We start from the raw sequence: 24,301 nt of genomic DNA, 5'->3' as shown, positions 1-24,301 counted from the left end.
TTCGCTCGCAATGACGATCTGAAAAACTACTTCCCCGGCCACCGCTTGGTATCGGCAAACGCCCGCCCCAGCGCGACATGCAGGTCGGCGTCCTCCGCCGCCCCGCCGAGCGGGATCTGGTCGGAGAAATTGTCGCTCGCCTGATGATAGTCGCTGCCGAGGAAAACCTCGAGCAGCGGCATGTCCGAAAAGCTGCCGCCGACCATCAGCGAGGTGACGCCCTTGGCGCCGAGCGCCCAGCCGTCCTGCCGCTGAATGAAGGCGTCGGCCTCGCCGTCGTCGTCGAGCTTGCGTCCCAGCTTCGTCGCCACGTCGCGTACCACCGCGTCATAGGCCGGCTGGCCGCGTCCGATCGTCGCCACCGGCGTGCCGCGCGGCGAGATGGCGATGGTGTCGACGTTGAGCGCGACGGTGATGTCGGCAAGCGGCAGGGCCGGATGATCGGCGAAATAATGGGCGCCGAGCAGTCCCTTCTCTTCCGCGGTCGTCGCGAGGAAATAGATGTCGCGATCGGCACGCGGTCCGGTGGCGAGGCGCTTCGCCGTCTCGATCAGCACCGCGATGCCGCTCGCATTATCGACCGCGCCGTTGCAGATGCGGTCGGTGGCGTCGTCGGGGCGGCAGATGCCCAGATGGTCCCAATGCCCGAGGAACAGCACCGCCTTACCGTCGGGTTTCGCGCCCGGCAGCTTCGCGATGACATTGTGGCTGTCATAGGCGCGGATGGTCGAAGTCGCCGCAAGGTCGGCGGTGACCGGCAGCGCCAGCCCGAGATAATCCTTCGACTTCGCGGCTTCGCGCAACGCTGCGCCATCCTGTCCCGCCCCGGCGAGCAGCGCATCGGCCGCTTCCGCCGACAGAAAACCGCTGATCTGCGGCCCGGCCTTGGCGTTGGCGAGACGCGTCGACTTCTCTCCCACCGCCTCGCGGAGCTGTTCCCACGGCAGCGCATCGGTCGCGATCACCAGCACGCCGGCCGCGCCGGCATCGGCCAGCATCTGCCGCCGTTCGCGATAGCGCGGCAGCTTGTCGCCGAACGGCGCATTGTCGAACAGCATGATCGCGAGCTTGCCCGTTACGTCGGCATTGACCTTGCCAGCGCCGTCGACGCCATAGCCGACGAACACCGCCGACACGCCCGCCAGCGACACCGAAGGCTCGCGGCCGGTCAGGATGATCCCGTCGTCGGCCAGCGCGAAATCGCGACCACGGACCTTGAATTTGGCAGAGCTGCCCGTCGACTGGCTTTCGATCAGCGGCACCGGCTGCAACCAGGGTGTGGCGCTCCCCGGCACGGCTTCGAGCCCCGCCTTGGCCCATTCGCCGACGATATAGGCGATGGTGCGATCCTCGCCCTCGGTTCCCGGCGCGCGCCCTTCGAACGCATCGCTCGCCAGCACCTTGATATGTTCTGCAAGCTGGGCCTCGGTGACGGGCGCATCGGCGGCCAAAACCGCAACCGGGCTGGCAGAAGCAACGAGAGCGAGAGCCGTCAATCCGGCGCGAAACGTCTTTTTTTGCATGACGCGGCGCATCGCATTTTCGCCTTGGGCAGGCAAGGCGCGTTCGTCGAACGACGAACGGTACGTGAATTCAGCGCCCGGCGCGTTCGAGCAACGCGCGCGCTGCGGCGACGTGCATATCCTCGATCATCCGCCCGTCGTGCCGCTGCGCCCCGCCGGTGGCCGCCGCTACCAGCGCTTCGGCGGCCGCGATCTCGCGCGGCGATGGCGCGAAGGCCCTGTTGCACGGATCGACCTGCGACGGGTGGATCAGCGTCTTGCCGTCGAACCCGAGGCGGCGTCCTTCGTCCGCTTCGGCGACGAAGCCCGCGGCATCGTCGATCGCATTGTAGACGCCGTCGAAACACCAGCAGCCGCCCGCGCGCGCAGCGAGGACGATCGCCTGGATCGCATGGCTCATCGCACCCCGGTCCATGCCGTCGGGCAGCCTGAGTTCATGTGCAAGGTCGTTGAGCCCCGCGATCAATCCGCGCACGTCGCGGTCGGCGGCAATATCACGTGCGGCATAGATGGCGACCGGGGTCTCGATCATGGCAAAGATCGGCAAACCGAGCCCGCGCAAGGGATCGAGATCGGCGACCGCGTCGACCTTCGGCAGCACGACCGCGTCGAGTTCCAGCCCCGCCAGCGCGGCGATATCGGCCGCCTGCCCGGCGCTGCCGGTGCCGTTGACCCGCACCGCGACGCGCTTGCCCGGAAAGCTTGCCAGAACCGCCGCGCGCATCGCCTCGCGCGCCGCACCCTTGCGGTCGGCGGGCACCGCATCCTCAAGGTCGATGATGAGTACGTCGGCCGCCAGCCCCTGCGCCTTTTCGAGCGCGCGGGCGTTCGAGCCGGGAACATAGAGGAGCGAGCGGGGGGCATATTCGATTGGGGTCATGCGCTTTTCTGTGGCGCAACCCCGCCATTGCCGCAATAAGGAAGCGGGTTTGCAAAGTCGCAATTTTGCAGAGGGGATGTTCGATGGAATTCGCACTCGCACTGGTGGTTCTGGCGCTGGTGTTTCTCGTTTGGGCGCTGACGCCGGTGCGGCAAGGCTACGCCTATACGATCGAACGTTTCGGCCGCTACACCCACACCGCGCAGCCCGGGCTCAACTTCATCATGCCGATCTTCGACCGCGTCGGGCGCAAGGTGAACATGATGGAACAGGTGCTCGACATTCCGGGGCAGGAGATCATCACCAAGGACAACGCGATGGTCGCGGTCGACGGCGTCGTCTTCTTCCAGGTACTCGACGCCGCGCGCGCCGCCTATGAGGTCAGCGATCTCTATCTCGCGATCATGAACCTGACGACGACCAACCTGCGCACCGTGATGGGTTCGATGGACCTCGACGAAACGCTGTCGAAGCGCGACGAGATCAACACCCGCCTGCTCCACGTCGTCGACGATGCGACCACCCCGTGGGGGGTCAAGATCACCCGCGTCGAGATCAAGGACATTCGCCCGCCCGCCGACATTTCGAACGCCATGGCGCGCCAGATGAAGGCCGAGCGCGAGAAGCGCGCCAACATCCTTGAGGCCGAAGGCATGCGCGCCTCCGAAATCCTGCGCGCCGAGGGCGAGAAGCAGGGCCAGATCCTGCAGGCCGAGGGTCGCCGCGAGGCCGCCTTCCGCGACGCCGAGGCGCGCGAGCGCGAGGCCGAAGCCGAAGCGAAAGCGACGCAGATGGTGTCGGACGCGATCGCCGGGGGCAATGCGCAGGCAATCAACTACTTCATCGCGCAGAAATATGTCGAGGCGGTAAGCCAGTTCGCGACCAGCCCCAATGCGAAGACGATCCTGTTCCCCGTCGAGGCAACGCAGCTGATCGGTACCTTGGGCGGCATTGGCGAACTCGCAAAGGACGCGCTCGAACGCAAGGGAGCCTGACATGCCCGACTTCATCGCCGATATGGACCCGCATTGGGTTTGGCTCTCGGTCGGCGTACTGCTGGTCGCCGCCGAAATCGTCGCGCCTGGCTTCTTCCTGATCTGGATCGGTGCCGCCGCGATCGTCACCGGGGTTCTCGCTTGGGTGCTCCCGCTCAGCATACCGGTTCAGCTCGGTATCTTCGCCGTACTGGCGATCGTCGCGCTTTATGGCGGTCGCCGCTGGCTGAAGGCGAACCCGATCACCACCACCGATCCGCACCTCAACCAGCGCGGCGGGCGGCTGGTCGGCGAAGTGCTGACGGTGACGCGGGCGATCGAGGATGGTCGTGGTCGCGCGAAGGTCGGCGACGGCGAATGGCCGGTGCGCGGGCCCGACGTCGCCGAAGGCGCCAAGGTCCGTGTCGTCAGCGCCGATGGCGGCGTGCTGGTCGTCGAAGCCGTCTGACGCCACCGGCGGCGCCGCAGTTCAGCCGGCTGCCGTCGGCACCACCACTTCGACCCGCCGATTCTTCGCCCGGCCGGCCGGATCATCGCCGCCGGTCGCGCGCTCGTTCGGTGCGATGGGTGCGGTCTCGCCCTTGCCCGACACCTGAAATTCGCGCTGGCGCACGCCGACCTGCTGGCCGAACCAGTCGGCAACCGTCCGCGCCCGCGCCTCGGACAACGTCTGGTTATAGCTGTCGTCCCCCTTGCTGTCGGTATGGCCGATAATCCGGATCGCACCGGGCGGGCTGCTGCGGATCAGTTCGGCCGCCTTGCGCAACTCCGCCTCGGCGGCGGGCGTCAACGCCGCCTTGTCATATTCGAACAGCGCATCCGACGGCAGGTCGATGATCGTTCCCATCTCGGTCACCCGCGTGCTGAGACCGCTCACCTTGCCCGTGAGCGGGCTGACCTTGGCGCTGAGTCCCGGCGCCGGCGGTGTTGCGGCGGCGTCACCGGCGGGCGCGGTCGGGGCGGTCGCTGCTGCCGGCGCATCATCGTCGCCGACCGGTTCTTTCGGCGCATTGCCCGAGCAGGCGGCGACCAGCGTCGCGGCACCCAGCGCCACGATCGTCCGCCTCATCGCTGGACGGTGATCCCGTCGAAGGGTGCGATGTCTGGGAAGCTGATCGAAACCGTCTTGCTCGTCGCCGGAGGCGCGGGGAATTTGGCCCACATCACCCCGGGCTTCGACGTGCAATCGACGCCCATATTGTCATAGTCCGAATTGCCGCTGCGGCTGAGGTTCGACACCATCGCATTGCCTTCATTGTCCTTCAGCACGCCGATGCGCTGCGATGTAGCGTCGTCGATTACGCTGACCTGCGCGACGCGCAGCGATTTGCGATTATATTTTTCCTGGCTCGAACAGCGCAGGGTCACCGTCAGGATGTCGCCGGTGACCTTGACCGAGAGCAGATCGACTTGCGATCCGTCAGGACCGGGCTGCGACTGGATCACGGTCGCGGCGGCCATCGGTGTGACCGGCGGGCCTTCGGGCTCCTCGACCTTCATCTCTTCGCGGGTGACGCCCGCACTTTCGGTTGCGGTAGGGTCGCCGGCCTTGTCCTTCTCATCCTTGACCGTGCAGGCACCCAGCGCCACGGCCGCGACGCCGGTCAGCGCAAATATCTTCAATCGCATGAGATTCCTCCCGGTCGAACTCTGCCCGAATACGCGCAGCCGCGACCGAAGGTTCCTCCCGACGTCCGTCGCCTACCCGCCGCGTCGCCGCGCATAGATGGCGACGATATGACCGAGCGCATCGCTCTCGCCGATGCGCTTGAACCCCAGCTTTGCCGATACGCGTTCCGACGCCGCGTTGCCTGGATCGATGATGCAGCGTATCTCGCGCGCGTCGAGGTTCGCGTCGGCCCAGCCCAGCGCCGCGGTCATCGCCTCGGTGGCATAGCCGGCGCCCCAATGATCGGCGTCGAACGCCCAGCCGGCTTCGGGCACACCTTCGAGTTCGGGAATGCCGCGGCAGAAATAGCTGAGCCCGCCCATCCCGACCAGCGCGTCGCTTTCCTTGTCGGCGAACACCCAATAGCCGAAACCCATGACCGGCCAGAGACCGGCGGAGCTCAGAAACTTGCCCCAGCTGATGTCGGGCGCACGCGGTTCGCCGCCGATGAAGCGGGTGACGCGCGCATCGGCCCACATCGCGATGTGGACATCCTTGTCGGCCAACCGGCCCGGACGCAGGCGCAGCCGTTCGGTTTCGATGACGGGCGGGACGGTGATCATGACGCGGGAATGCCCAAGCCGGCCCCGCCGGTCAATCGGCGATCAGGAAATGGTCGAACAGGTCGTGGAGCAGCGCCTTGCCGTCGATCGCGGGCTTGGCGCGCAGGACGACGAGCGTATCGGCCTGCGCGACGATCTCGGCATGGCCGAGCACGACATGATAGTGCGGCCGGTTGCCGAAGTCGTGAAACAGCAGCGCGCAGTCGGGTTTGCAGTGGATGAGGCTCTGGAGCAGGCAGGCGACGCGAAAACGCCCGTCGACAAGGACGACATCGGGGCTTCCCGTCATGCTCCGCCAAACCCCGGCATGATAGCGCGGCCAGTCGCGCAGGCGCGCCTCCTCGAGCGGATAACCCCATTCGCCGACAGCGCCGATGTCTGCGTGGACGGGCGTAAAATCGCATGCCGCCAGCGCCGGGTCCGCGGCTACCTTCGCCAGCCAGGCGGGATCGCTGTCGACGCTGACGATCCGCGGCACATGCCGCGCCGCCGTCACCGTGCTGCCGCCGCAACCGAATTCGAGCAGCGACGCCTTGCCCGCCAGTTGCGCTTCGAACAGCGCGATCTCGGACGCGGACATATGCGGCTGCATCGGCTTCCTCTCACGCAATGGATATGGGAGGCGGCATCGCACGTCCACCCCGGATGGCGGATCGCGGCCGTTCCAGCTAAAAGCCCGCCATGCCCGACACGCCTTGGCCGCAGCGCCTGCTCGCCCTTCCTTTCCTGATCCTCGGCGGCTGGTGTCTCGCCGCGCCGCACATGGTCGAGCGGCTGACGATCAATCCGGATTACCAGCATCTGAGCGCGACGAGCGCACTGTTGATCGGCTGCTTCGGTGCGCAGGCGGTGCTGGGCGGATTGTTCATCGCCTTCAGCCGCTGGACGAAGCGGACCTTCGCGATCTACGGCGCCGCACTGCTGCCCTTTTTCTGGTTCAACTATTATTTCGTGTTCGTCGTCCCGGTAATGACGCGCTGGATGGCGCTCGACCTCGTGTCGAACCTTTTCATGCTCGGCCTGTGCATCTGGGGGTATCGCACCGCCCCCAAAGCGCTGACTCCCGCCTGATCAGGCGGCGGCCGCGGCGAGTTCGGGCTTCGACGCCTGCGCCGGCATCACCGCGTCGGCATAGTCGCTTTCATATTTGCCGATCAGCGCGCGGTCGTCGTGGTTCCACGGGTGGAAACCCGGCATGAAATAGGCAAGCCAGGGCAGGAAACTGCGGCGAAGGATGCCCGGCTTGCCGAGCAGATACCACCAGATGCGCGCCGTGATGCGCCAGCCGGTCAGCCCGTCCTGCCTCAAGAGCGCCTTCATACCCTTCACGCGCTTCGGCCAGAATCGCGTCGTGACCAGAACCATCATCAGCGATTTGGCCTTCCACCGCCGCCAGCGGCTCCAGTCCTTCGTCGCGTGCAGCCAGGTGTCATAGGCGACGCCCTTATGCTCGATTTCCTCGACCGCGTGCCATTTCCATAAGTTGGCCCATTCCTCTTCGGCACCCTCGTACATCGTGGGGTCCTTGAGCATGATCGCCGCCATCATCGCGGTATAATGTTCGAGCGCGATCGTCGCCATCAGGTTAACGATCGGCGGGCGGCTCCGGATCAATTCCATGATATGGTCGACGTCGGCTTCGAGTTCGGACAGGTCGTAACCCGCCTCCGCCGCCTTGCGATTGAAGACGACATGCTCGCGGCTGTGGATCACTTCCTGCTGGGTAAAGGCCCGGATCTCACGGGCGAGTTTCTCGTCGACGCCATCGCGATGCGCCTTCACCGCTTCGATGAACATCGCTTCGCCCTTCGGAAAAGTCACCGACAGCGCGGTGTGGAACGCCGACGCGATCGGATCGCCGTTCAGCCACCAGCGGCCCTGCTTCTGGTCGCGCCCGAAGCGCACATCGCGCGGGGTGATGGCAAGATCGGCGGGGGTGGGAGAGTGAGAAAGGCTGGACATATGGGTCATACCGTCGAAAAGGGGCGATGGGGTCGGCAATAGGGTTTACTTACATATATGTCAATAGTGAAAAAGCGCCTGAGTCCCGAGGAAAGCCGGTCCGCCGCGCTCGAAGCGGCGCGGCTGATCCTCATCGAAATGGGCCCGCAGGCGGTGACGCTGAAGGCCGTCGCGTCGCGCGTCGACCGCACCCACGCCAATCTGCTCCACCATTTCGGCAGCGCCGCCGGACTGCAAAAATCGCTCGCCGCCTATCTCGCCGATACCGTCTGCGACACGATCGGCCGCAAGATGACCGAATCGGCGCCGGGGGAACGCAATGTGCGCGAGATTGTCGATCTGGCCTTCGACGCCTTCGGTAGCGGCGGCGCGGGGGCGCTCGCGACATGGATGGCGGCGACGGGCAATGAAGGCGCGCTCGACCCGGTGATCGACGCCATCCACCGGCTGATCGACGGCATGGCGCCCGACGCGCACGAGAAACGCCTGATGCACGAGGATACGCTGGCGCTCGTGCTGATGGCGATGGGTGATGCGCAACTCGGCGGGCCGATGGCCGAAGCGCTGGCGCTGCCCCGTGACACCGCACGGGCGCTCGCCACCGAACTGATCACCGGCCGGATCGCCGCCTTCTGGGCCGAGCAGGGCGCGAAGCCGCAAGGCTAGGGGCTGGCTTTTTTGCTGGGTACGGGCTAGGGGCGCGCCAATCCCCTCATTCCGTTCGTGTCGAGCGAAGTCGAGACACCCAACTGGCGTGCACGGCCGAGGGGCATCTCGACTTCGCTCGTTGCGAACGGAAATTATAAGCGCCTCACCCTCTCCCGCCCCAAAGGCCCCGTCATGCATTTCCTCGACCAAGCCAAGATCTTCATCAAATCCGGCGACGGCGGCCCCGGCGCCGTCAGCTTCCGGCGCGAGAAATATGTCGAATATGGCGGCCCCGACGGCGGCAACGGCGGCAAGGGCGGCGACGTGATCTTCGAAGCGGTCGCAGGGCTCAACACGCTGATCGACTTTCGCTATACCCAGCATTTCAAGGCGAAGCGCGGCACCCCCGGGGCAGGACGCGACCGCACCGGCGCGGGTGGCCCCGACCTGGTGATCCAGGTCCCGATCGGAACGCAAATCCTCGACGACGACGAAGAGCGCAGCCTGCTCGCCGACCTGACCAAGGAAGGCGAACGTATCGCCTTCCTGCGCGGCGGCGACGGCGGCCGCGGCAATGCCAGCTACAAGACCTCGACGAACCGCGCCCCGCGCCAGCACGGGCCGGGCTGGCCGGGCGAGGAAATGTGGGTGTGGCTGCGGCTGAAACTGCTCGCCGACGCGGGGCTCGTCGGCCTGCCCAACGCCGGCAAGTCGACCTTCATCAATGCGGTGACCAATGCGCAGGCGAAGGTCGGTGCCTACGCCTTCACGACGCTCCGCCCGCAGCTCGGCGTCGTCAGCCACAAGGGGCATGAGTTCGTCGTCGCCGATATCCCGGGGCTGATCGCGGGCGCTGCCGAAGGTGCCGGGGTCGGCGACCGCTTCCTCGGCCATATCGAGCGCTGCCGCGTGCTGCTCCATCTCGTCGACGCGAACGACGAGGATGTTGCGACCAGCTATCGTATCGTCCGCGATGAGCTCGAAGCCTATGGCGCCGACCTGATCGACAAGCCGGTGATCGTCGCGCTGAACAAGGTCGACACGCTCGACGACGAATTGATCGCCGCGCTGTCGGCCGAACTCGAAGCGGAAAGCGGGCAACCGGTGATGGCGCTGTCGGGCGCCAGCGGCGCCGGCATCGACGCGGTGCTCGACAAATTGCTCGAAGCGGTGGGTCTGCCCGAACCCGGCGCCGACGACGATGATGCGTCCGATGACGCGGGCGAGTGGTCGCCGATCTAGGAACGAAAGCCGCGAGCGAGGATTTCATCCGGAACAACAAGGAGTTCCCGATGCCCGCTTATCGCCTGTTCACACGTGCGCTGTTTTCCGCATCGATCCTCGTTGCCCCAGCGATTGCCGTCCAAGCGCAGCAGGCCGACGCACCGAAACGGACACGCATCATCCTCGGCCCGCAACTCTCGCCGGCATGGCCGGGCGCGAAGGACATGGCGATCGGCCCCTATGTCGACCTGTCGCGGTCGCCCGAAGGCACGCCGTTCGAATTCGAGGCCCCCGACGAAAGCTTCGGTTCGCCGCTCGTCCATTCGGGCAACTTCGCCTTCGGCCCCGCTTTCGGCTTCATCGGCAAACGCACCGCCGCCGATGTCGAGGCGAATCTGCCCAAGGTCGGCTTGTCGATCGAGGCGGGCGCCTTTGCGCAATATTCCTTGGCGCCCGAATTTCGCGTCCGCGTCGAAGGCCGCAAGGCGCTGAGCGGCCACAAGGGCTGGGTCGGCGAGGTCAGCGCCGACTATATCGCACGCGACGGCGACGACTGGCTGTTTTCGATCGGCCCGCGCGTGACGCTTGGCGATGCGAAATACCGGCGCGCCTATTTCGGCGTCACCCCCGCCGCATCGGCCGCCTCGGGCCTCGTCGCCTTCGATCCCGGCGGCGGCATCCAGTCGATCGGCGTGACGGCGGGCTATCTTCGCCAGCTCGGCAAGCGCTGGGGGGTGGGTGTCTATGGCCGCTATGACCGGCTGGTCGGCGATGCCGCCGATTCGCCGATCGTTCGCCACAGCGGCTCGCGTAGCCAGCCGTCGGCGGGGATCGCGCTCAGCTACACTTTCGGCGGCAGCCGCTAAGCTAGGCATTGGCGCGGCGCGCGGTGCGCGCTATCGGCGGCGCATGTTGTTCGCGCCCGCCTCTTGCCCCCGTCTGATCGTCAAGATCGGATCGGCCCTGCTCGTCGACCCCGACGGCGCGGTGCGGCGCGACTGGCTCGCCGGGATCGCCGCCGACATTGCCGAACGTGTCCGCGCCGGGCAGCAGGTCGCCGTTGTCTCGTCGGGCGCCATCGCGCTCGGCGCACGGCGGCTCGGTCTTGCCAAGGGCGGCCGCGCCAGCCTCGAGGATGCGCAGGCCGCTGCCGCGACCGGCCAGATCGCGCTGTCGCAGGTTTGGGCCGAGGTGCTCGGCGCCGAAGGGCTGACCGCAGCGCAGATGCTCGTCACGCTCGACGACCTCGAGCATCGCCGCCGCTATCTCAACGCGTCGGCGACGCTGGGCCGGCTGCTGGGTCTCGGCGTCGTGCCGATCATCAACGAAAATGACAGCGTTGCGACCGAGGAAATCCGCTTCGGCGACAACGACCGCCTCGCCGCGCGCGTTGCGCAGGCGGCGGGCGCGGGCGGCGTCGTCCTGCTCAGCGACATTGACGGCCTTTACGACCGCAATCCGGCGCAGGAAGGCGCGGTCCATATCGCGCGCATCGACCGCATCGATGCCGCGATCGAGGCGATGGCCGACGCCGGATCGGCGTCGGGCATGGGGTCGGGCGGCATGGTGTCGAAGATCGCGGCGGCGCGCATCGCCAATGCCGCCGGCGCGCACCTTGCCATCGCATCGGGCCGCATCGACCGGCCGCTGTCGACCGCGGCGCGGCACAGCCTGTTCGCCGCCGAGCGCGGCGCGAGCGCGCGCAAGGCGTGGCTCGCGGGTGGACTGACCGCCAAGGGACGGCTCGTCATCGACGCCGGTGCGGTGAAGGCGCTCCATGGCGGCGCCAGCCTGCTCGCGGCGGGGGTCACTGAGGCCAGCGGCGGTTTCGCGCGCGGTGACATCCTCGACATCGCCGGCCCCGACGGACGCGTCATCGCGCGGGGGCTTGCCGAATATCCGGCCGCCGACGCCGCCGCGATCCTCGGCCTCGGCCGCGACGCGCAGGAAGCCGCACTCGGCTATGCGCCGCGGGTCGCCATGGTGCACCGCGACCATCTGGTGCTGCTGTGACCATGCCGACGCTGGCGATGACCGGCGCGACCGGCTTCGTCGGCGGCGCGACGTTGCGGCGGGCCGTCGCGGCAGGCTGGCACGTCCGCGCCCTCACCCGCCGCCCGCAGCCCGAACAGGACGGCGTCACCTGGATCGCCGGCGCGCTCGACCAGCCGGGCAGCCTTGCCGAAATGGCGGCGGGCGCCGATGTCGTGATGCACATCGCCGGCGTGGTGAGCGTCCCGACACGTGCGGCGTTCGAGGCGGGGAATGTCACGGCAACCGGCCATGTCGTCGATGCCGCGCGCGCCGCCGGGATCGCCCGCTTTATCCATGTCTCGTCGCTCGCCGCGCGCGAGCCGGGCATCTCCGATTATGGTTGGTCGAAAGCCCGCGCCGAAACGCTCGTGCGCGCGAGCGGGCTCGACTGGACGATCGTCCGCCCGCCCGCGGTGTTCGGCCCCGGCGATACCGAGATGCTCGACATGTTTCGCATGGCACGGCGCGGGATTGCGCTGGTGCCCAACGGGCGCCTGTCGGCGATCTACGTCGATGAGCTCGCACGCCTGCTCGTCGCCCTCGCCGCCGACCGCGATGTCAGTACTGGGCAGACGTACGAACCGGACGACGGCCGCACGAACGGCTGGTCGCACCGCAGCTTCGCGCGCGCTATCGGCCGCGCCGTCGGGCGCCGCCACGTCTCGACACTCGCGACCCCGGCGTTGCTGCTCAAGGCGGGAGGCCGGCTCGACACCCTCGTCCGCCGCAGCCGGGCGAAGCTTACCCCCGACCGCGCCCGCTATATCGCGCATCCCGACTGGGTGGTCGCCGCAGGCGCCTGTCCGCCACCGGAGCTATGGCGACCCGAAATCGAAACGGGTGAGGCACTCACCGCGACGGTGAACTGGTATCGCCGCGAGGGGTGGCTCTGACGCCCATGGAGCCGGGTGTGCCGCCCGTCGAAGCGTGCATTGCCAAGGGCGGGCCGCCTCCCTAGATTTACCCGCATGACCGACAGCTCTCCCGATACCGCCAATCCCGCCGGCCCCTGGGCCATTCCCGTCCGCCGGCCGCTGCCGGGCGAGGACAAGCCGAAAGGCACGACCAGCTTTCCGCGCAAGGTGTGGCACCTGCTCGTCGCGTTGAAGGACGGCCTCGCGCTCGTCTTCCTGCTCATGTTCTTCGCCTTGCTCTTCGGCCTGCTCGCGGGGCGCCCCAATGCCGGTCTGCCGGTCGCCCAAGGCGCATTGGTTATCGACCTCGACGGTATCGTCACCGAACAGCCGGCCGAGATCGACCCGCTCGCGGCGCTGTCGGGCGGCAACGACCTCAAGGAAATTCGGGTGCGCGACGTCGTCCACGCGCTCGAAACCGCCGCCGACGACAAGCGCGTGACCTCGGTCGTGCTCGACCTCGACCGCTTCCTCGGCGGTGGGCAGGTGTCGCTCGCCGAAATCGGCAATGCGATCGACAAGGTGCGCGCCAAGAAGAAGCCGGTGCTCGCCTATGCCACCGCCTATACCACCGACAGCTATCAGGTCGCGGCGCACGCCAGCGAGATCTGGGCCGACGGCATCGGCGGCGTCGCCATCGCGGGCCCCGGCGGATCGCGCCTCTATTACAAGGGGCTGATGGACCGGCTGGGCGTCACCGCGCATATCTATCGCGTCGGCACCTTCAAAAGCGCCGTCGAACCCTATCTCCGCGCCGATCAGTCGCCCGAAGCGAAAGAGGCGGACCTCGCCTATGCCGGCGCGCTCTGGGAAAACTGGCTGAGCGACGTCAAGAAGGCGCGGCCCAAGGCGAAGATCGATCCCTTTATCGCCGACACTGCCGGCGCGATCCGCGCGGCGGGCAATGATCTCAGCAAGGCCTCGCTCGACGCCGGACTGATCGACAAGGTCGGCGGTCGCATGGCTTTCGACAGCCGCGTCGCCGAGATCAGCGGTGCACCGGACGACAGCCAGCCGTGGACATTCAACGCGATCCCGCTCGAAAACTGGGTCGCCGCCAATCCGCCGAAGGAAAATGGCAGCCGCATCGCGGTCGTGCCCGTGGTCGGCGAAATCGTCGACGGCGAAGCAGCGAACGGGACGGCGGGCGGCGAGACCGTCGCGCAGCATATCCTCGATGCAACCGCAGACAGCAGTGTGAAGGCGATCGTCCTGCGCGTCGATTCGCCGGGCGGCTCGGTGCTCGCGTCCGAACAGATCCGCCAGGCAACGCTCGCCGCCAAGGCGAAGAAGCTGCCGATCGTCGTGTCGATGGCCAATGTCGCGGCCTCGGGCGGCTATTGGGTCGCAACCCCCGCCGACCGCATCTTTGCCGAGCCCGAGACGATCACCGGCTCGATCGGCGTGTTCGGCATCCTGCCGAGCTTCGAACAGACGCTCGCCAAGGTCGGCGTTACCACCGACGGCATCCAGACGACGCCGCTGTCGGGCCAGCCCGACATTCTCGGCGGGGTCAGCGACGAATTCAACGCGATGGCGCAGGCCAGCGTCGAGGATGTTTATGCGCGCTTCACCGGGCTTGTCGCCAAGAGCCGCAAGCAGCCGCTCGAAAAGATCCAGGCGATCGCGGAGGGTCGCGTCTGGGCCGGCGGCACAGCGCGCCAGATCGGCCTGATCGACCAGTTCGGCGGCCTGCCCGACGCGCTGGCCGCGGCGGCGAAGCTCGCCAAGATCGACGGCGAATATCACGCCAAATATTTCGAGGATGAGCCGAGCGAATTCTCGAAGATGCTGGCAAGCTGGGCGGGGGTCGAGGAGCCCGCAGCCGCGGCGCCGCGCGGCTGGTTCGGCATCGCGGCGATGAATCGCCAGCTCGCCGAACGGCGGTTGCTTCAGGACCTGTCGCTGCTGACGCAGGCCGGATCGATCCAGGCGTCGTGCCTCGATTGCCGCGCCTATCTGCCGGCGATCCCGCTGACCGGGAAGGCCGAAGCGAAGGGATGGCTGGGAACGCTGGCGCTGCTACTGAAATAGCGTCCTTCCCGTACGCGGGAGGGGAAAGCTAGGCCGCTACGGCGACACTTTGCGCATGTTCCGCAATCGCGTCGGCGAGCGTATCGACCAGCGCCAGCGGCAGATCATGTCCCATTCCCGGGATCGTCAGCAACCGCGCGCCCGCAATATTCTCCGCCGTGTCGCGTCCACCGGCGATCGGCACCAGCGGGTCGGCCTCGCCGTGGATGACCAGGGTCGGTGCCTTGATCTCCTTCAGCATCGCGCGCCGGTCGCCGTCGGAAACGATCGCCGCCATCTGCCGCGCGACGCCCTGCGGGTACCAGCCCCGCTCGAAATCGCTCCGCACCCGGCGCTGCAGCCGCTCTTCGGTCGCCGGATAGCCGGGGCTGCCGATCACCCGCGCGGCGCGCACGGAGTATGCGATCAGATCCTCTTTGCCGCCGCTCATCGGCCGGTTCGCGAGGACTTGCATCGCCTCCTTGTTCGCACGCGGCAGGCGGCGGTTGCCGGTGGTCGACATGATCGAGGTCAGCGACAGGACGCGGTCGGGATAGCGCGCGGCGATATGCTGCGAAATCATGCCCCCCATCGACGCCCCGACGATATGCGCACGCTGGACGCCAAGGTGGTCGAGCAGCGCCATGCCGTCGGCCGCCATGTCGGCCAGCGTATAGGCCGGACGCACCGGCAGGCCGATCGCCGCCTTGACGAACATCCATTTGAGGTTCGGAACCCCCGCCGCGTCGAAGCGCGTCGACAAGCCGACGTCGCGATTATCGTAGCGGATGGTGCGGAAGCCATGCGCGTTCAGCGCCTCGACGAACTCGTCCGGCCATAGGGTCAACTGGCCGCCGAGCCCCATCACCAGCAGGATCACCGGCGCCTCGCGCGGCCCCTTGTCCTCATAGGTGATGCTGATGCCGTTGGCGGTCGCCTGTTCTGTCGTCATGGAATCTCCGCGCTGGAAGGTGCTGACACCGATGTTCACAAGCCGAACCTGCCACAGATTCGCGATTTGGCAAGCCCGGCGCGCGGCCTAGCTTTTGGGCCCGCGATATGCGGGGAGCGCGAGCGACCAGTGAATCGCGGCGCCGCGCAGGACAAAGCCGGCAACCGCACCCGCCACGGCCGCCACCGGCGTTCCCGTCCCCAGCCATTGCAGGAGCAGGAAAAGGCCCGATGCGAGCGCAGCAGCGGTAACATAGACTTCGGGGCGCATGATGATCGACGGCACCCCGGCAAGGATGTCGCGGATCGTACCGCCGACGCAGCCGGTGATCACCCCCATCATCAGCGCCGGAAAGGGCGGTACGCCCCAGGCCAAAGCCTTCGCCGTCCCGAAAACGGCATAGGCGGCAAGCCCCACGGCGTCGGCCCATTCGAGCAATTGCCCCGGCCACCAGCGTTCGGGCGTTACCCACACGATCAGCGCGATGGCGATGCAGACGGCGGCAATCGCACCGTCCTGAACCCAGAAGACCGGAGCGCCGATGAGGAGATCACGCACGCTGCCGCCGCCGACCCCCGTTACGAGCGCAAAAAAGCTCGCGGTCACCAAAGTCTGGCGCAGCCGCACCGCCATCAGCGCGCCCGACAGCGCGAAGACCGCGATACCGGAAAGGTCGAGCAGGCGGATGATGGTATCGCTCGTCAATCATCTTCCCCGGATCGGCCGGTGCCATCACCGCGCGGCCAGTCACGCACGGGCAGGCCGCGCAGCACCGCTATCGCCAGACCATAGCCCAGAATCGCCGCCGCGCCATAACCCGCGAGCGGGGTCGGATAAGGCCCGATCAGCGACGCCGCCGCGAAGCCGGTCCAGACGCCCGCGACGCCGAGCGCGCTATCGCGATGCAATCTTCGCATCAGGGCGGGCGCGCCGATCGCGAAAAGCAACGCCGCCGGGATCAGAATACCGATGCCCGGATGCAGGCCCCAGCCATCGGCGACGACATTTTCGACAAAGCGAACGGGCGCCAGAGGATCGGCACGAAAGGCGCTCGCGATGATGCCGATCGCCACCACCGCGTGTCCCGCGGCAATCGACGGCGCGCGCCGGCGCTGCCAGTGCGAAGCGACGAAGCCGAGGCCGAGGGCCAGCGCGGAAGCGACGTCTGGCTGGAGTACGGCGACCGCGGCCGCCACAGCCACCGCCGCCAGTTGCCAGCGGTCCGGGAGGCGCGGCAAGGCAGCGATCATCGCCGGCAAAAGCAGCATCGCAGCGTGAAGCCGAACCGGGCCCAGCGGCAGCCAGCGGCGAACCCCGTCGAGATCGAAGCCGCTGACCAATGTTGCCGCCATCCCGGCGAGGCACAGCGCAACCACCCACGCTGCGCCCCGACCGCCCAGGCGCCCGGCGGAGACAGCGAACATCGCGATCAACGCCAGAAGCAGCGACGCGGCATTGAGCGGCAGATAGGCTGCCGGAGCGCCGCCGACGTGGAAGAAGAAAAGCCCGCTCGCAACTGCCGCGACCAGCGCCGCTGCCGCGAGCCAGACCGGCGCGCACGGCATCGTGCGATGACGCGGCGCCGGCATCGCCTCAGATGTGGATCGGCTTGCCCGTCACCGCCATTGCGGCTTCCTTGATCGCCTCGCTGTGCGTCGGATGCGCGTGGCAGGTGTAGGCGATGTCTTCCGACGTCGCGCCGAATTCCATGGCCTGCGCCGCCTGAGCGATCATCGTGCCGGCAACGCTGGCGATGCACCACACGCCGAGCACGCGGTCGGTCTTGGCATCGGCGATCACCTTCACGAAGCCGTCGGGCTCGTGGTTGGTCTTGGCGCGGCTGTTCGCGAGCATCGGGAACTTGCCGACCTTGACCTCGCCCTTTTCCTTCGCCTGCTCTTCGGTGAGGCCAACGCCGGCGATTTCGGGCCAGGTGTAGACGACCGACGGGATGACGTCGTGGTTCACGATGCCCGTCTGCCCCGCGATATTTTCGGCGCAGGCAATGCCTTCATCCTCGGCCTTGTGCGCGAGCATCGGGCCGGGGATGACGTCGCCGATCGCCCAGATGCCGGGGACCTGCGTGCTGAAATCATGATCGGTTTCGATCTGGCCGCGCTGGTTGACCGCGAGGCCCGCCTTGTCGAGCGCGAGCCCGTCGGTGTTCGGCTTGCGGCCGATCGACACGAGCACGACATCGGCCTCGAGCGTTTCCGCATCGCCGCCGGCCGCGGGTTCGAGCGTCAGCACGGCCTTCTTGCCCTTGACCGTCGCGCCGGTGACCTTGGTCTTGAGTTTGAACTCGATGCCCTGCTTCTTGAAGATCTTGTTCGCTTCCTTGCGGACGTCGCCGTCCATGCCGGGCAGGATCTGGTCGAGATACTCGACGCAGGTGACTTTGGCGCCGAGGCGGCGCCACACGCTGCCGAGTTCGAGCCCGATCACCCCGCCGCCGATGACGACCATATGCCCCGGCACCTTCGCCAGTTCGAGCGCGCCGGTCGAATCGACGATGACCTGCTTGTCGTTATCGACCTCGACGCCGGGAAGCGGCGTCACCGACGATCCGGTGGCGATGATGATATTCTTGGCGCGATAGGTCTTGCCCGCGACTTCGACGCTGTCCTTCGACGTGAACTGCGCATAGCCCTTCAGCCAGTCGACCTTGTTCTTCTTGAACAGGAATTCGATGCCGCCGGTCAGGCCCTTTACCGCATCCTTGCGCTGGCCGTGCATCGTACCGAGGTCGAGTTCGGGCTTTACCTTGATGCCCATCGCCGCCATCGCGCCGCCCGCCGCGGCTTCGAAATATTCCGACGCGTGCAGCATCGCCTTCGACGGGATGCAGCCGACGTTGAGGCAGGTGCCGCCGAGCGTTTCGCGCCCTTCGGCGCACGCGGTCTTGAGGCCCAGCTGCGCCGCGCGGATCGCCGCGACATAGCCGCCGGGGCCGGCACCGATGACAAGGACGTCGTAGTCGTAATCAGCCATGTTCAATCTACCTCAATATACTGCCTGCCGCCGCGGAGCGGACCCGCTCAGACCGGCAGCCCGGATTTTACCGCGCATTCTTTCATAACCGGCATCGCCGCTTCGGGCGACAGGCTCATCAGTTCCGATGCGCTATATTTCTTGACCAATTCGTCGGCCGCGCAATTGCAGACTTCGGCAACCTTGTCGGCCGGCGCCCCGCCGCCGGCGGCAGCGCCACGGCAGGAATTATCGAACTTCTCGACGAATTCGCTCTTGAAACCGTCCTCGAACCCCTTTCCCATATCGCTCGCACCCTCGCCGCAACCTGCCAGCGCGAACACCGTCAGAAACAGGCTCGCTGCCCGGATCGGGCGTATCGGGAAAGGCGTCATGGGCTGCGCTCCTCTGTGAAGGGAAGAAGGATCAAAGATCGATCAGCAGGCGCGTCGGATCCTCGATGGCTTCCTTGATCGTCTTCAAAAAGGTCACCGCCTCGCGGCCGTCGATCAGGCGGTGATCATAGCTCATCGCGATATACATCATCGGACGGATCACGATCTCGCCGTTCCGCACCACCGGCCGGTCTTCGATGCGGTGGAGGCCGAGCACGGCCGACTGTGGCGGGTTGATGATCGGGGTCGACATCAGGCCGCCGAACACTCCGCCGTTCGAGATGGTGAAGGTACCGCCGGTCATGTCCTCCATTGTCAGCGTGCCGTCCTTGGCGCGCTTGCCGAGGTCGGCGATCGCCTTTTCGATGTCCGCGAACGACAGGCTGTCGGCATTGCGCACCACCGGCACGACCAGGCCGTTGGGCGCGCTGACCGCGACCGAGACGTCGAGATAGTCGTGATAGACGATCTCGTCGCCGTCGATCCGCGCGTTCACCGCAGGAATATCGTGCGCCGCAAGCGCGACCGCCTTGGTGAAGAAGCTCATGAAGCCGAGCCGGACGCCATGCTTCTTCTCGAAGCTTTCGCGATATTTGTCGCGCGTCGCCATCACTGCCGACATGTCGACGTCGTTGAACGTCGTCAGCATCGCGGCGGTGTCCTGCGCCGACTTCAGCCGCTTGGCGATCGTCTGGCGCATGCGCGTCATCTTGACGCGTTCCTCGCGGCGACCCGGCGCGCCGCTAGCTGCGGGCGCCGCGGCAGTCGCTGCAGCCGGAGCCGGCGCGGCAGCTTCGGGCGCCGAATTGGCGGCCGCGAGCACATCTTCCTTGGTGAGGCGGCCGTCCTTGCCGCTGCCCTTGATCTTGGTCGGGTCGACGCCATGCTCCAGTACCAGACGGCGCACCGCGGGCGACATCGTCGTGACGGTGTCGACGCCTTCCTCTGCTTGCGCAGGCGCGGCGGTGGCGGCGGGAGCAGGCGCCGCCGCCTCTGCCTTCGCAGCCGGAGCAGCAGCAGGCGCCGCGGCCTTGCCCGCGCCCGCTTCGATCGTCGCGATCACCGCGCCGACGTTGACGGTGTCGCCGACCGCCGCGACCTGCTGTCCCATCACGCCGGCGACGGGAGACGGCACTTCGACCGCGACCTTGTCGGTTTCGAGGCTGGCGATCGGTTCGTCGACCGCGACCGCCTCACCCGGCTGTTTCAGCCATTCGCCGATCGTCGCTTCGGTGACGCTTTCGCCCAGCGTGGGGACTTTGACTTCGGTGCTCATCGTCTCTTCTCTTTCCGTACCCCTGCGAAGGCAGGGGTCCATCATCAAACGGTCGGAGATGGGCCCCTGCCTTCGCAGGGGCACACCTAAAAAACCTATGCTTTGTTCTTGGCGCGGCGGATTTCGGCACGGACCGAAAGGCCGAGCGCATCGGCGACGAGCGCCGACTGTTCGGTCTGGTGGCGGCTCATCAGCCCCGTCGCGGGCGACGCGGCGGCAGCGCGCCCGGCATAACGCGGACGCATGCCCTTGTGCCCCGCCTCGGTCAGTGCGTCCTCGATCAGTTCGTTGACGAAGAACCAGCTACCGTTGTTGCGCGGTTCTTCCTGCGCCCACACCACCTCTTCGAGGTTCGGCATGCGCTTCAGCCGGATCGCGAGCGGCTCGCCCGGGAAGGGATAGAGCTGCTCGATGCGGATCACCGTCGTGTCGGTCAGCCCCGCAGCATCGCGCGCCTCCATCAGGTCGTAACCGACCTTGCCCGAACAGAGCACGACCCGCTTGATCGCCTTGTCCTCGGGCGGCGTGCGGTCGGACATGATGCGGCGGAAATGCGCCTCGCCGATGAAATCCGAACGCTGCGACACCGCCAGCTTGTGACGCAGCAGCGACTTCGGCGTCATGATGATCAGCGGCTTGCGGAACGGGCGCAGCATCTGGCGGCGCAGGACGTGGAAATAGTTCGACGGCGTCGAAATATTGCACACTTGGATATTGTCGCCCGCGCAGAGCTGGAGGAAGCGCTCGAGACGCGCCGAGCTATGTTCGGGGCCCTGCCCTTCATAACCATGCGGGAGCAGCAGCACGAGGCCGTTGGCGCGCAGCCACTTGGCTTCGCCCGACGCGATGAACTGGTCGATCATGATCTGCGCGCCGTTGGCGAAATCGCCGAACTGCGCTTCCCAGAGCACCAGGCTCTTCGGGTCGGCCATCGCATAGCCATATTCGAAACCGAGCACGCCATATTCGGAGAGCGGGCTGTCGAGCACCTCGAACCGGCCGTGCGGGACGGTCGTCAGCGGGATATATTTATGCTCGTCCTTCTGATCGACCCAGACGGCGTGGCGCTGGCTGAAGGTGCCGCGCCCCGAATCCTGACCCGACAGGCGGACCTGATAACCCTCGCTGAGCAAGGTCCCGAAAGCGAGGCTTTCGGCGGTCGCCCAGTCGAAGACTTCATCGTCGCTCTTGTCGGCGAACATCGCCGCCCGCGCGTCGATGACGCGGCGCAGCGTCTTGTGCACCTCGAGGTCGCCGGGGATCGTCGTCAGCGTGCGGCCGATCGAATCGAACAATTTGTCCGACACGCCGGTCGCGATGTTGCGGCGCGCATTCTCGGGATCGGCGGGCGAGTGCAGCCCCGACCAGCGCCCGGCGAACCAGTCGGCCTTGTTCGGCTTGTAGCTCTTTGCTGCCTCGAAATCGCCTTCCAGCCGCGCCACGAACTCGGCGCGGTGCGCGTCGGCCCAGCCGGCGTCGATCACGCCCTCGGCTTCGAGTTTCGCCGCGCAAAGCTGCGACACCGGCGGATGCTGGCGAATGCTGGCGTACATCAGCGGCTGGGTGAACGAAGGCTCGTCGCCCTCGTTATGGCCGAAACGGCGATAGCACCACATGTCGATCACGACGTCGCGTTTGAAGCGCTGGCGGAAGTCGATCGCCAGCTTGCAGGCGAAGGTGACCGCTTCGGGATCGTCGCCGTTGACGTGCAGGATCGGCGCCATCACGCCCTTCGCGACGTCCGACGGATAGGGCGACGAGCGCGCGAACTGCGGGCTGGTCGTAAAGCCGATCTGGTTGTTGACGATGAAGTGGATGCAGCCGCCGGTGTTGTAGCCGCGGATCCCAGAGAAGCCGAGGCATTCCCAGACGATCCCCTGCCCCGCGAAGGCCGCGTCGCCGTGGATCAGCACCGGCAGCACCTGCGCATGTTCGGTCAGGTCGCCGCGCGCCACTTGCTGCGCCCGCACCTTGCCGAGCACGACCGGATCGACCGCCTCGAGATGCGAGGGGTTCGGAACCAGCGACATATGCACCGAAATGCCGTCGAACTCGCGGTCGGTCGAGGTGCCGAGGTGATATTTGACGTCGCCCGACCCGCCGACATCGTCGGGGTTGGCGCTGCCGCCCGAAAATTCGTGGAAGATCACCTGGTACGGCTTGGCGAGCACGTTGGCGAGCATGTTGAGCCGGCCGCGATGCGCCATGCCATAGACGATCTCTTTGACGCCGTACTGGCCGCCATATTTGATGATCGATTCCATCGCCGGGATCATCGATTCGCCGCCATCGAGGCCGAAGCGCTTGGTGCCGACATATTTGCGCGCGAGGAATTTCTCCCACTCCTCGGCCTCGATCACCTTGTTCAGGATGGCGCGTTTGCCTTCGACTGAAAATTCGATGATCTTGTCGGCGCCTTCCATCCGCTCCTGCAGGAACTGGCGCTCCTCGATGTCGGCGATATGCATATATTCGAGGCCGACATTGCCGCAATAATTGGCGCGCAGGATCGCCACGACCTCGCGCACACTCGCGCGTTCGAGGCCGAGCGTACCGCCGAGCCACACCGGACGATCCTGATCGGCGCCTGCGAAGCCGTGATATTCGGGGGTGAGGTCGGCGGGCAGTTCGCGCTGGCTGAGCCCCAGCGGATCGAGGTTGGCGGCAAGATGCCCGCGCACGCGGTAGGTACGGATCAGCATCATCGCACGGATCGAATCATCGGCGGCGCGCTCGACTTCAGCGTTCGACAGCGGGGCGCCGGCTTTCGCGGCGGCGGCTTTCACCGCGACCTGCATCTGCTGCGGATCGAGCGCGGCGGTCAGGTCGTCGCTGTCGATACTCGGCCAGTTCTTCGGTGCCCAGCTCGGGCCGGCCTGCGGCTCGTCGATGTCGAAGCTTTGTCGTTCGAGGTTCATCTGCTTTTCCACGGGGAGGAAAGGGTTGTCATCATATATGGGGAGCGGAGGCCCGCCGGCAAATCGCGCCGGCAGGCCGCCTGCTCAGACGCGTTCCTTGAGCACTTCGGCGAGCGTCGTGCCGAGTTCGGACGGGCTCGCCGACACCTTGATGCCGGCGGCTTCCATCGCCGCGATCTTGCTTTCGGCGTCGCCCTTGCCGCCCGACACGATCGCGCCGGCGTGGCCCATGCGGCGGCCCGGAGGCGCGGTGCGGCCCGCGATGAAGCCGGCCATCGGCTTTTTGCGGCCGCGCTTGGCTTCGTCGATCAGGAACTGGGCGGCCTGTTCCTCGGCATCGCCGCCGATTTCGCCGATCATGATGATCGACTTGGTCGCTTCGTCGGCGAGGAAGAGTTCGAGCACGTCGATGAAGTTGGTGCCGTTGACCGGATCGCCGCCGATGCCGACCGCGGTCGTCTGGCCAAGCCCGACGTTCGAGGTCTGGAACACCGCTTCATAGGTCAGCGTGCCCGAGCGCGAGACGACGCCGACGCTGCCCTTCTTGAAGATGTTGCCGGGCATGATGCCGATCTTGCACTCGTCGGGTGTCAGCACGCCGGGGCAGTTCGGGCCGATCAGCCGCGACTTCGAACCCGACAGCGCGCGCTTCACCTTGACCATGTCGAGCACCGGAATGCCTTCGGTGATCGCGACGATCAGCTCGACCTCGGCGTCGATCGCCTCGAGGATCGAGTCGGCGGCGAACGGCGGCGGCACATAGATGACCGACGCGGTCGCGCCGGTCGCATGCTTGGCTTCTTCGACGGTGTTGAACATCGGCAGGCCGATATGCGTCGTGCCGCCCTTGCCCGGCGTCACGCCACCGACCATCTGCGTGCCATAGGCGAGCGCCTGTTCGGTGTGGAAGGTGCCGGTGGCACCGGTCATCCCTTGCGTGATGACCTTGGTATTCTTGTCGATGAGAATGCTCATTCAGAAGGTCCAATTCTCGTTAGAGTTGGGAGTCCGAGACTCGCCGTTAAACATGATCTCGCTAAGGTGATTGCCGGACGTACCGCCCATCTCACCTGTGCAAGAAAGTCGGATTTCGGGGTAATTATCTGTAATTTCCGCTGGAATCTCTGCCGTAAATCCAAATGGCGCAAGCTTGCTTGGGCGTTTGTAATGCATTGGGATAGTTGTCAGTCTCGTCGTGGCAATATCTGGAAATGGTCCATTGAAGGGACGCAATTCCGGGTGCGAGTCGAACCACGATTTAAACGCCGGGAACATTTCGCAGGCGAGCGCCTGACACAGGCCCTCTGCGCTGGTTCTCAAGATACATTGACTGCTCAAAGTTCTTCTTCCCCAGCGCAACGTAGA

Annotated in this window: 24 protein-coding genes; 9 read left to right on the top strand and 15 right to left on the bottom strand. The window is 66.5% G+C overall.

Going from position 1 to position 24,301, the window contains the following annotated elements; translation table 11 throughout:
* Positions 1-26: 26 nt before the first annotated feature.
* Positions 27-1,523: a M28 family peptidase gene (locus LH19_RS01455; RefSeq protein WP_234716050.1), complete on the bottom strand. Its 1,497-nt coding sequence runs from the start codon at positions 1,521-1,523 to the stop codon at positions 27-29.
* 70 nt (positions 1,524-1,593) lie between these two features.
* The gene (locus LH19_RS01450; RefSeq protein ID WP_054724281.1) at positions 1,594-2,403 is read right to left on the bottom strand and encodes an HpcH/HpaI aldolase/citrate lyase family protein; all 810 of its coding nucleotides are present in this window, start codon (positions 2,401-2,403) and stop codon (positions 1,594-1,596) included.
* A gap of 83 nt (positions 2,404-2,486) precedes the next feature.
* Here LH19_RS01450 and LH19_RS01445 point away from each other — a divergent pair, with 83 nt between their 5' ends.
* On the top strand, positions 2,487-3,398 hold the full coding sequence (locus LH19_RS01445; protein WP_054586585.1) for an SPFH domain-containing protein: 912 nt from the start codon (positions 2,487-2,489) through the stop codon (positions 3,396-3,398).
* 1 nt (position 3,399) lies between these two features.
* Positions 3,400-3,846 (top strand): NfeD family protein, encoded by a 447-nt coding sequence (locus LH19_RS01440; protein ID WP_054724279.1) that lies wholly within the window; start codon positions 3,400-3,402, stop codon positions 3,844-3,846.
* A 21-nt stretch (positions 3,847-3,867) separates the two neighbouring features.
* Here the strand turns inward: LH19_RS01440 and LH19_RS01435 are convergent, their stop codons facing one another.
* The 4 genes from LH19_RS01435 to LH19_RS01420 all read right to left on the bottom strand — a co-directional run bounded on the left by LH19_RS01435 (position 3,868) and on the right by LH19_RS01420 (position 6,210).
* The gene (locus tag LH19_RS01435; RefSeq protein ID WP_054724277.1) at positions 3,868-4,467 is read right to left on the bottom strand and encodes an OmpA family protein; all 600 of its coding nucleotides are present in this window, start codon (positions 4,465-4,467) and stop codon (positions 3,868-3,870) included.
* A complete protein-coding gene (locus LH19_RS01430) occupies positions 4,464-5,027 on the bottom strand; it encodes a hypothetical protein (RefSeq protein WP_054724276.1) in 564 nt (187 codons plus the stop codon). The genes LH19_RS01435 and LH19_RS01430 overlap by 4 nt, the downstream gene beginning before the upstream one ends.
* Positions 5,028-5,099: 72 nt before the next feature.
* Positions 5,100-5,630, bottom strand: a complete 531-nt coding sequence (locus tag LH19_RS01425) for a GNAT family N-acetyltransferase (protein WP_054724274.1) — start codon at positions 5,628-5,630, stop codon at positions 5,100-5,102.
* A gap of 31 nt (positions 5,631-5,661) precedes the next feature.
* A complete protein-coding gene (locus tag LH19_RS01420; RefSeq protein WP_234716049.1) occupies positions 5,662-6,210 on the bottom strand; it encodes a hypothetical protein in 549 nt (182 codons plus the stop codon).
* Between the two features lie 101 nt (positions 6,211-6,311).
* Here LH19_RS01420 and LH19_RS01415 point away from each other — a divergent pair, with 101 nt between their 5' ends.
* The gene (locus LH19_RS01415; protein ID WP_054724271.1) at positions 6,312-6,701 is read left to right on the top strand and encodes a hypothetical protein; all 390 of its coding nucleotides are present in this window, start codon (positions 6,312-6,314) and stop codon (positions 6,699-6,701) included.
* Here the strand turns inward: LH19_RS01415 and LH19_RS01410 are convergent, their stop codons facing one another.
* Positions 6,702-7,592, bottom strand: coding sequence for a metal-dependent hydrolase (locus LH19_RS01410; RefSeq protein WP_054732849.1), 891 nt, complete (start codon positions 7,590-7,592; stop codon positions 6,702-6,704).
* Positions 7,593-7,649: 57 nt separating this feature from the next.
* On the opposite strand from LH19_RS01410, the gene LH19_RS01405 reads away from it, so the two are divergent.
* From LH19_RS01405 to sppA, 6 genes are all read left to right on the top strand, one after another.
* On the top strand, positions 7,650-8,258 hold the full coding sequence (locus LH19_RS01405) for a TetR/AcrR family transcriptional regulator (RefSeq protein WP_054724269.1): 609 nt from the start codon (positions 7,650-7,652) through the stop codon (positions 8,256-8,258).
* A 174-nt stretch (positions 8,259-8,432) separates the two neighbouring features.
* A complete protein-coding gene (gene obgE / locus LH19_RS01400; RefSeq protein WP_054724267.1) occupies positions 8,433-9,482 on the top strand; it encodes a GTPase ObgE in 1,050 nt (349 codons plus the stop codon).
* 50 nt (positions 9,483-9,532) lie between these two features.
* Entirely contained in the window at positions 9,533-10,330 is a 798-nt protein-coding gene (locus tag LH19_RS01395) for a MipA/OmpV family protein (protein WP_145923320.1), read from the top strand.
* A gap of 43 nt (positions 10,331-10,373) precedes the next feature.
* Positions 10,374-11,477 (top strand): glutamate 5-kinase, encoded by a 1,104-nt coding sequence (proB, locus tag LH19_RS01390; RefSeq protein WP_054724263.1) that lies wholly within the window; start codon positions 10,374-10,376, stop codon positions 11,475-11,477.
* Between the two features lie 2 nt (positions 11,478-11,479).
* Positions 11,480-12,391: an NAD(P)H-binding protein gene (locus tag LH19_RS01385; protein WP_234716163.1), complete on the top strand. Its 912-nt coding sequence runs from the start codon at positions 11,480-11,482 to the stop codon at positions 12,389-12,391.
* Between the two features lie 75 nt (positions 12,392-12,466).
* Positions 12,467-14,446, top strand: a complete 1,980-nt coding sequence (gene sppA, locus LH19_RS01380; protein WP_082395368.1) for a signal peptide peptidase SppA — start codon at positions 12,467-12,469, stop codon at positions 14,444-14,446.
* 28 nt (positions 14,447-14,474) lie between these two features.
* Here the strand turns inward: sppA and LH19_RS01375 are convergent, their stop codons facing one another.
* The 8 genes from LH19_RS01375 to sucD form a co-directional block, all read right to left on the bottom strand.
* Positions 14,475-15,377 (bottom strand): alpha/beta fold hydrolase, encoded by a 903-nt coding sequence (locus LH19_RS01375; RefSeq protein ID WP_054732840.1) that lies wholly within the window; start codon positions 15,375-15,377, stop codon positions 14,475-14,477.
* 87 nt (positions 15,378-15,464) lie between these two features.
* Positions 15,465-16,082 carry a trimeric intracellular cation channel family protein gene (locus LH19_RS01370; protein ID WP_054586574.1) on the bottom strand — a complete coding sequence of 206 codons (618 nt, stop codon included), beginning with the start codon at positions 16,080-16,082 and terminating at the stop codon, positions 15,465-15,467.
* A complete protein-coding gene (locus tag LH19_RS01365) occupies positions 16,079-16,966 on the bottom strand; it encodes a hypothetical protein (RefSeq protein WP_054724261.1) in 888 nt (295 codons plus the stop codon). Before LH19_RS01365 ends, LH19_RS01370 begins: the two co-directional genes overlap by 4 nt.
* A gap of 4 nt (positions 16,967-16,970) precedes the next feature.
* Entirely contained in the window at positions 16,971-18,368 is a 1,398-nt protein-coding gene (lpdA, locus tag LH19_RS01360) for a dihydrolipoyl dehydrogenase (RefSeq protein WP_054724259.1), read from the bottom strand.
* A 47-nt stretch (positions 18,369-18,415) separates the two neighbouring features.
* Positions 18,416-18,742, bottom strand: coding sequence for a hypothetical protein (locus LH19_RS01355; RefSeq protein WP_054724257.1), 327 nt, complete (start codon positions 18,740-18,742; stop codon positions 18,416-18,418).
* Positions 18,743-18,773: 31 nt separating this feature from the next.
* Positions 18,774-20,018, bottom strand: a complete 1,245-nt coding sequence (odhB, locus tag LH19_RS01350) for a 2-oxoglutarate dehydrogenase complex dihydrolipoyllysine-residue succinyltransferase (RefSeq protein WP_054724255.1) — start codon at positions 20,016-20,018, stop codon at positions 18,774-18,776.
* Between the two features lie 95 nt (positions 20,019-20,113).
* Positions 20,114-22,936, bottom strand: coding sequence for a 2-oxoglutarate dehydrogenase E1 component (locus LH19_RS01345; protein WP_054732837.1), 2,823 nt, complete (start codon positions 22,934-22,936; stop codon positions 20,114-20,116).
* An 84-nt stretch (positions 22,937-23,020) separates the two neighbouring features.
* Entirely contained in the window at positions 23,021-23,911 is an 891-nt protein-coding gene (gene sucD, locus LH19_RS01340) for a succinate--CoA ligase subunit alpha (protein ID WP_054724253.1), read from the bottom strand.
* Positions 23,912-24,301: the final 390 nt, after the last annotated feature.

The organism is Sphingopyxis macrogoltabida (assembly GCF_001314325.1).
GTDB lineage: Bacteria > Pseudomonadota > Alphaproteobacteria > Sphingomonadales > Sphingomonadaceae > Sphingopyxis > Sphingopyxis macrogoltabida.
The sequence above is the reverse complement of the archived record's forward strand: the minus strand, read 5'-3'. Positions and strand labels throughout refer to the sequence as shown.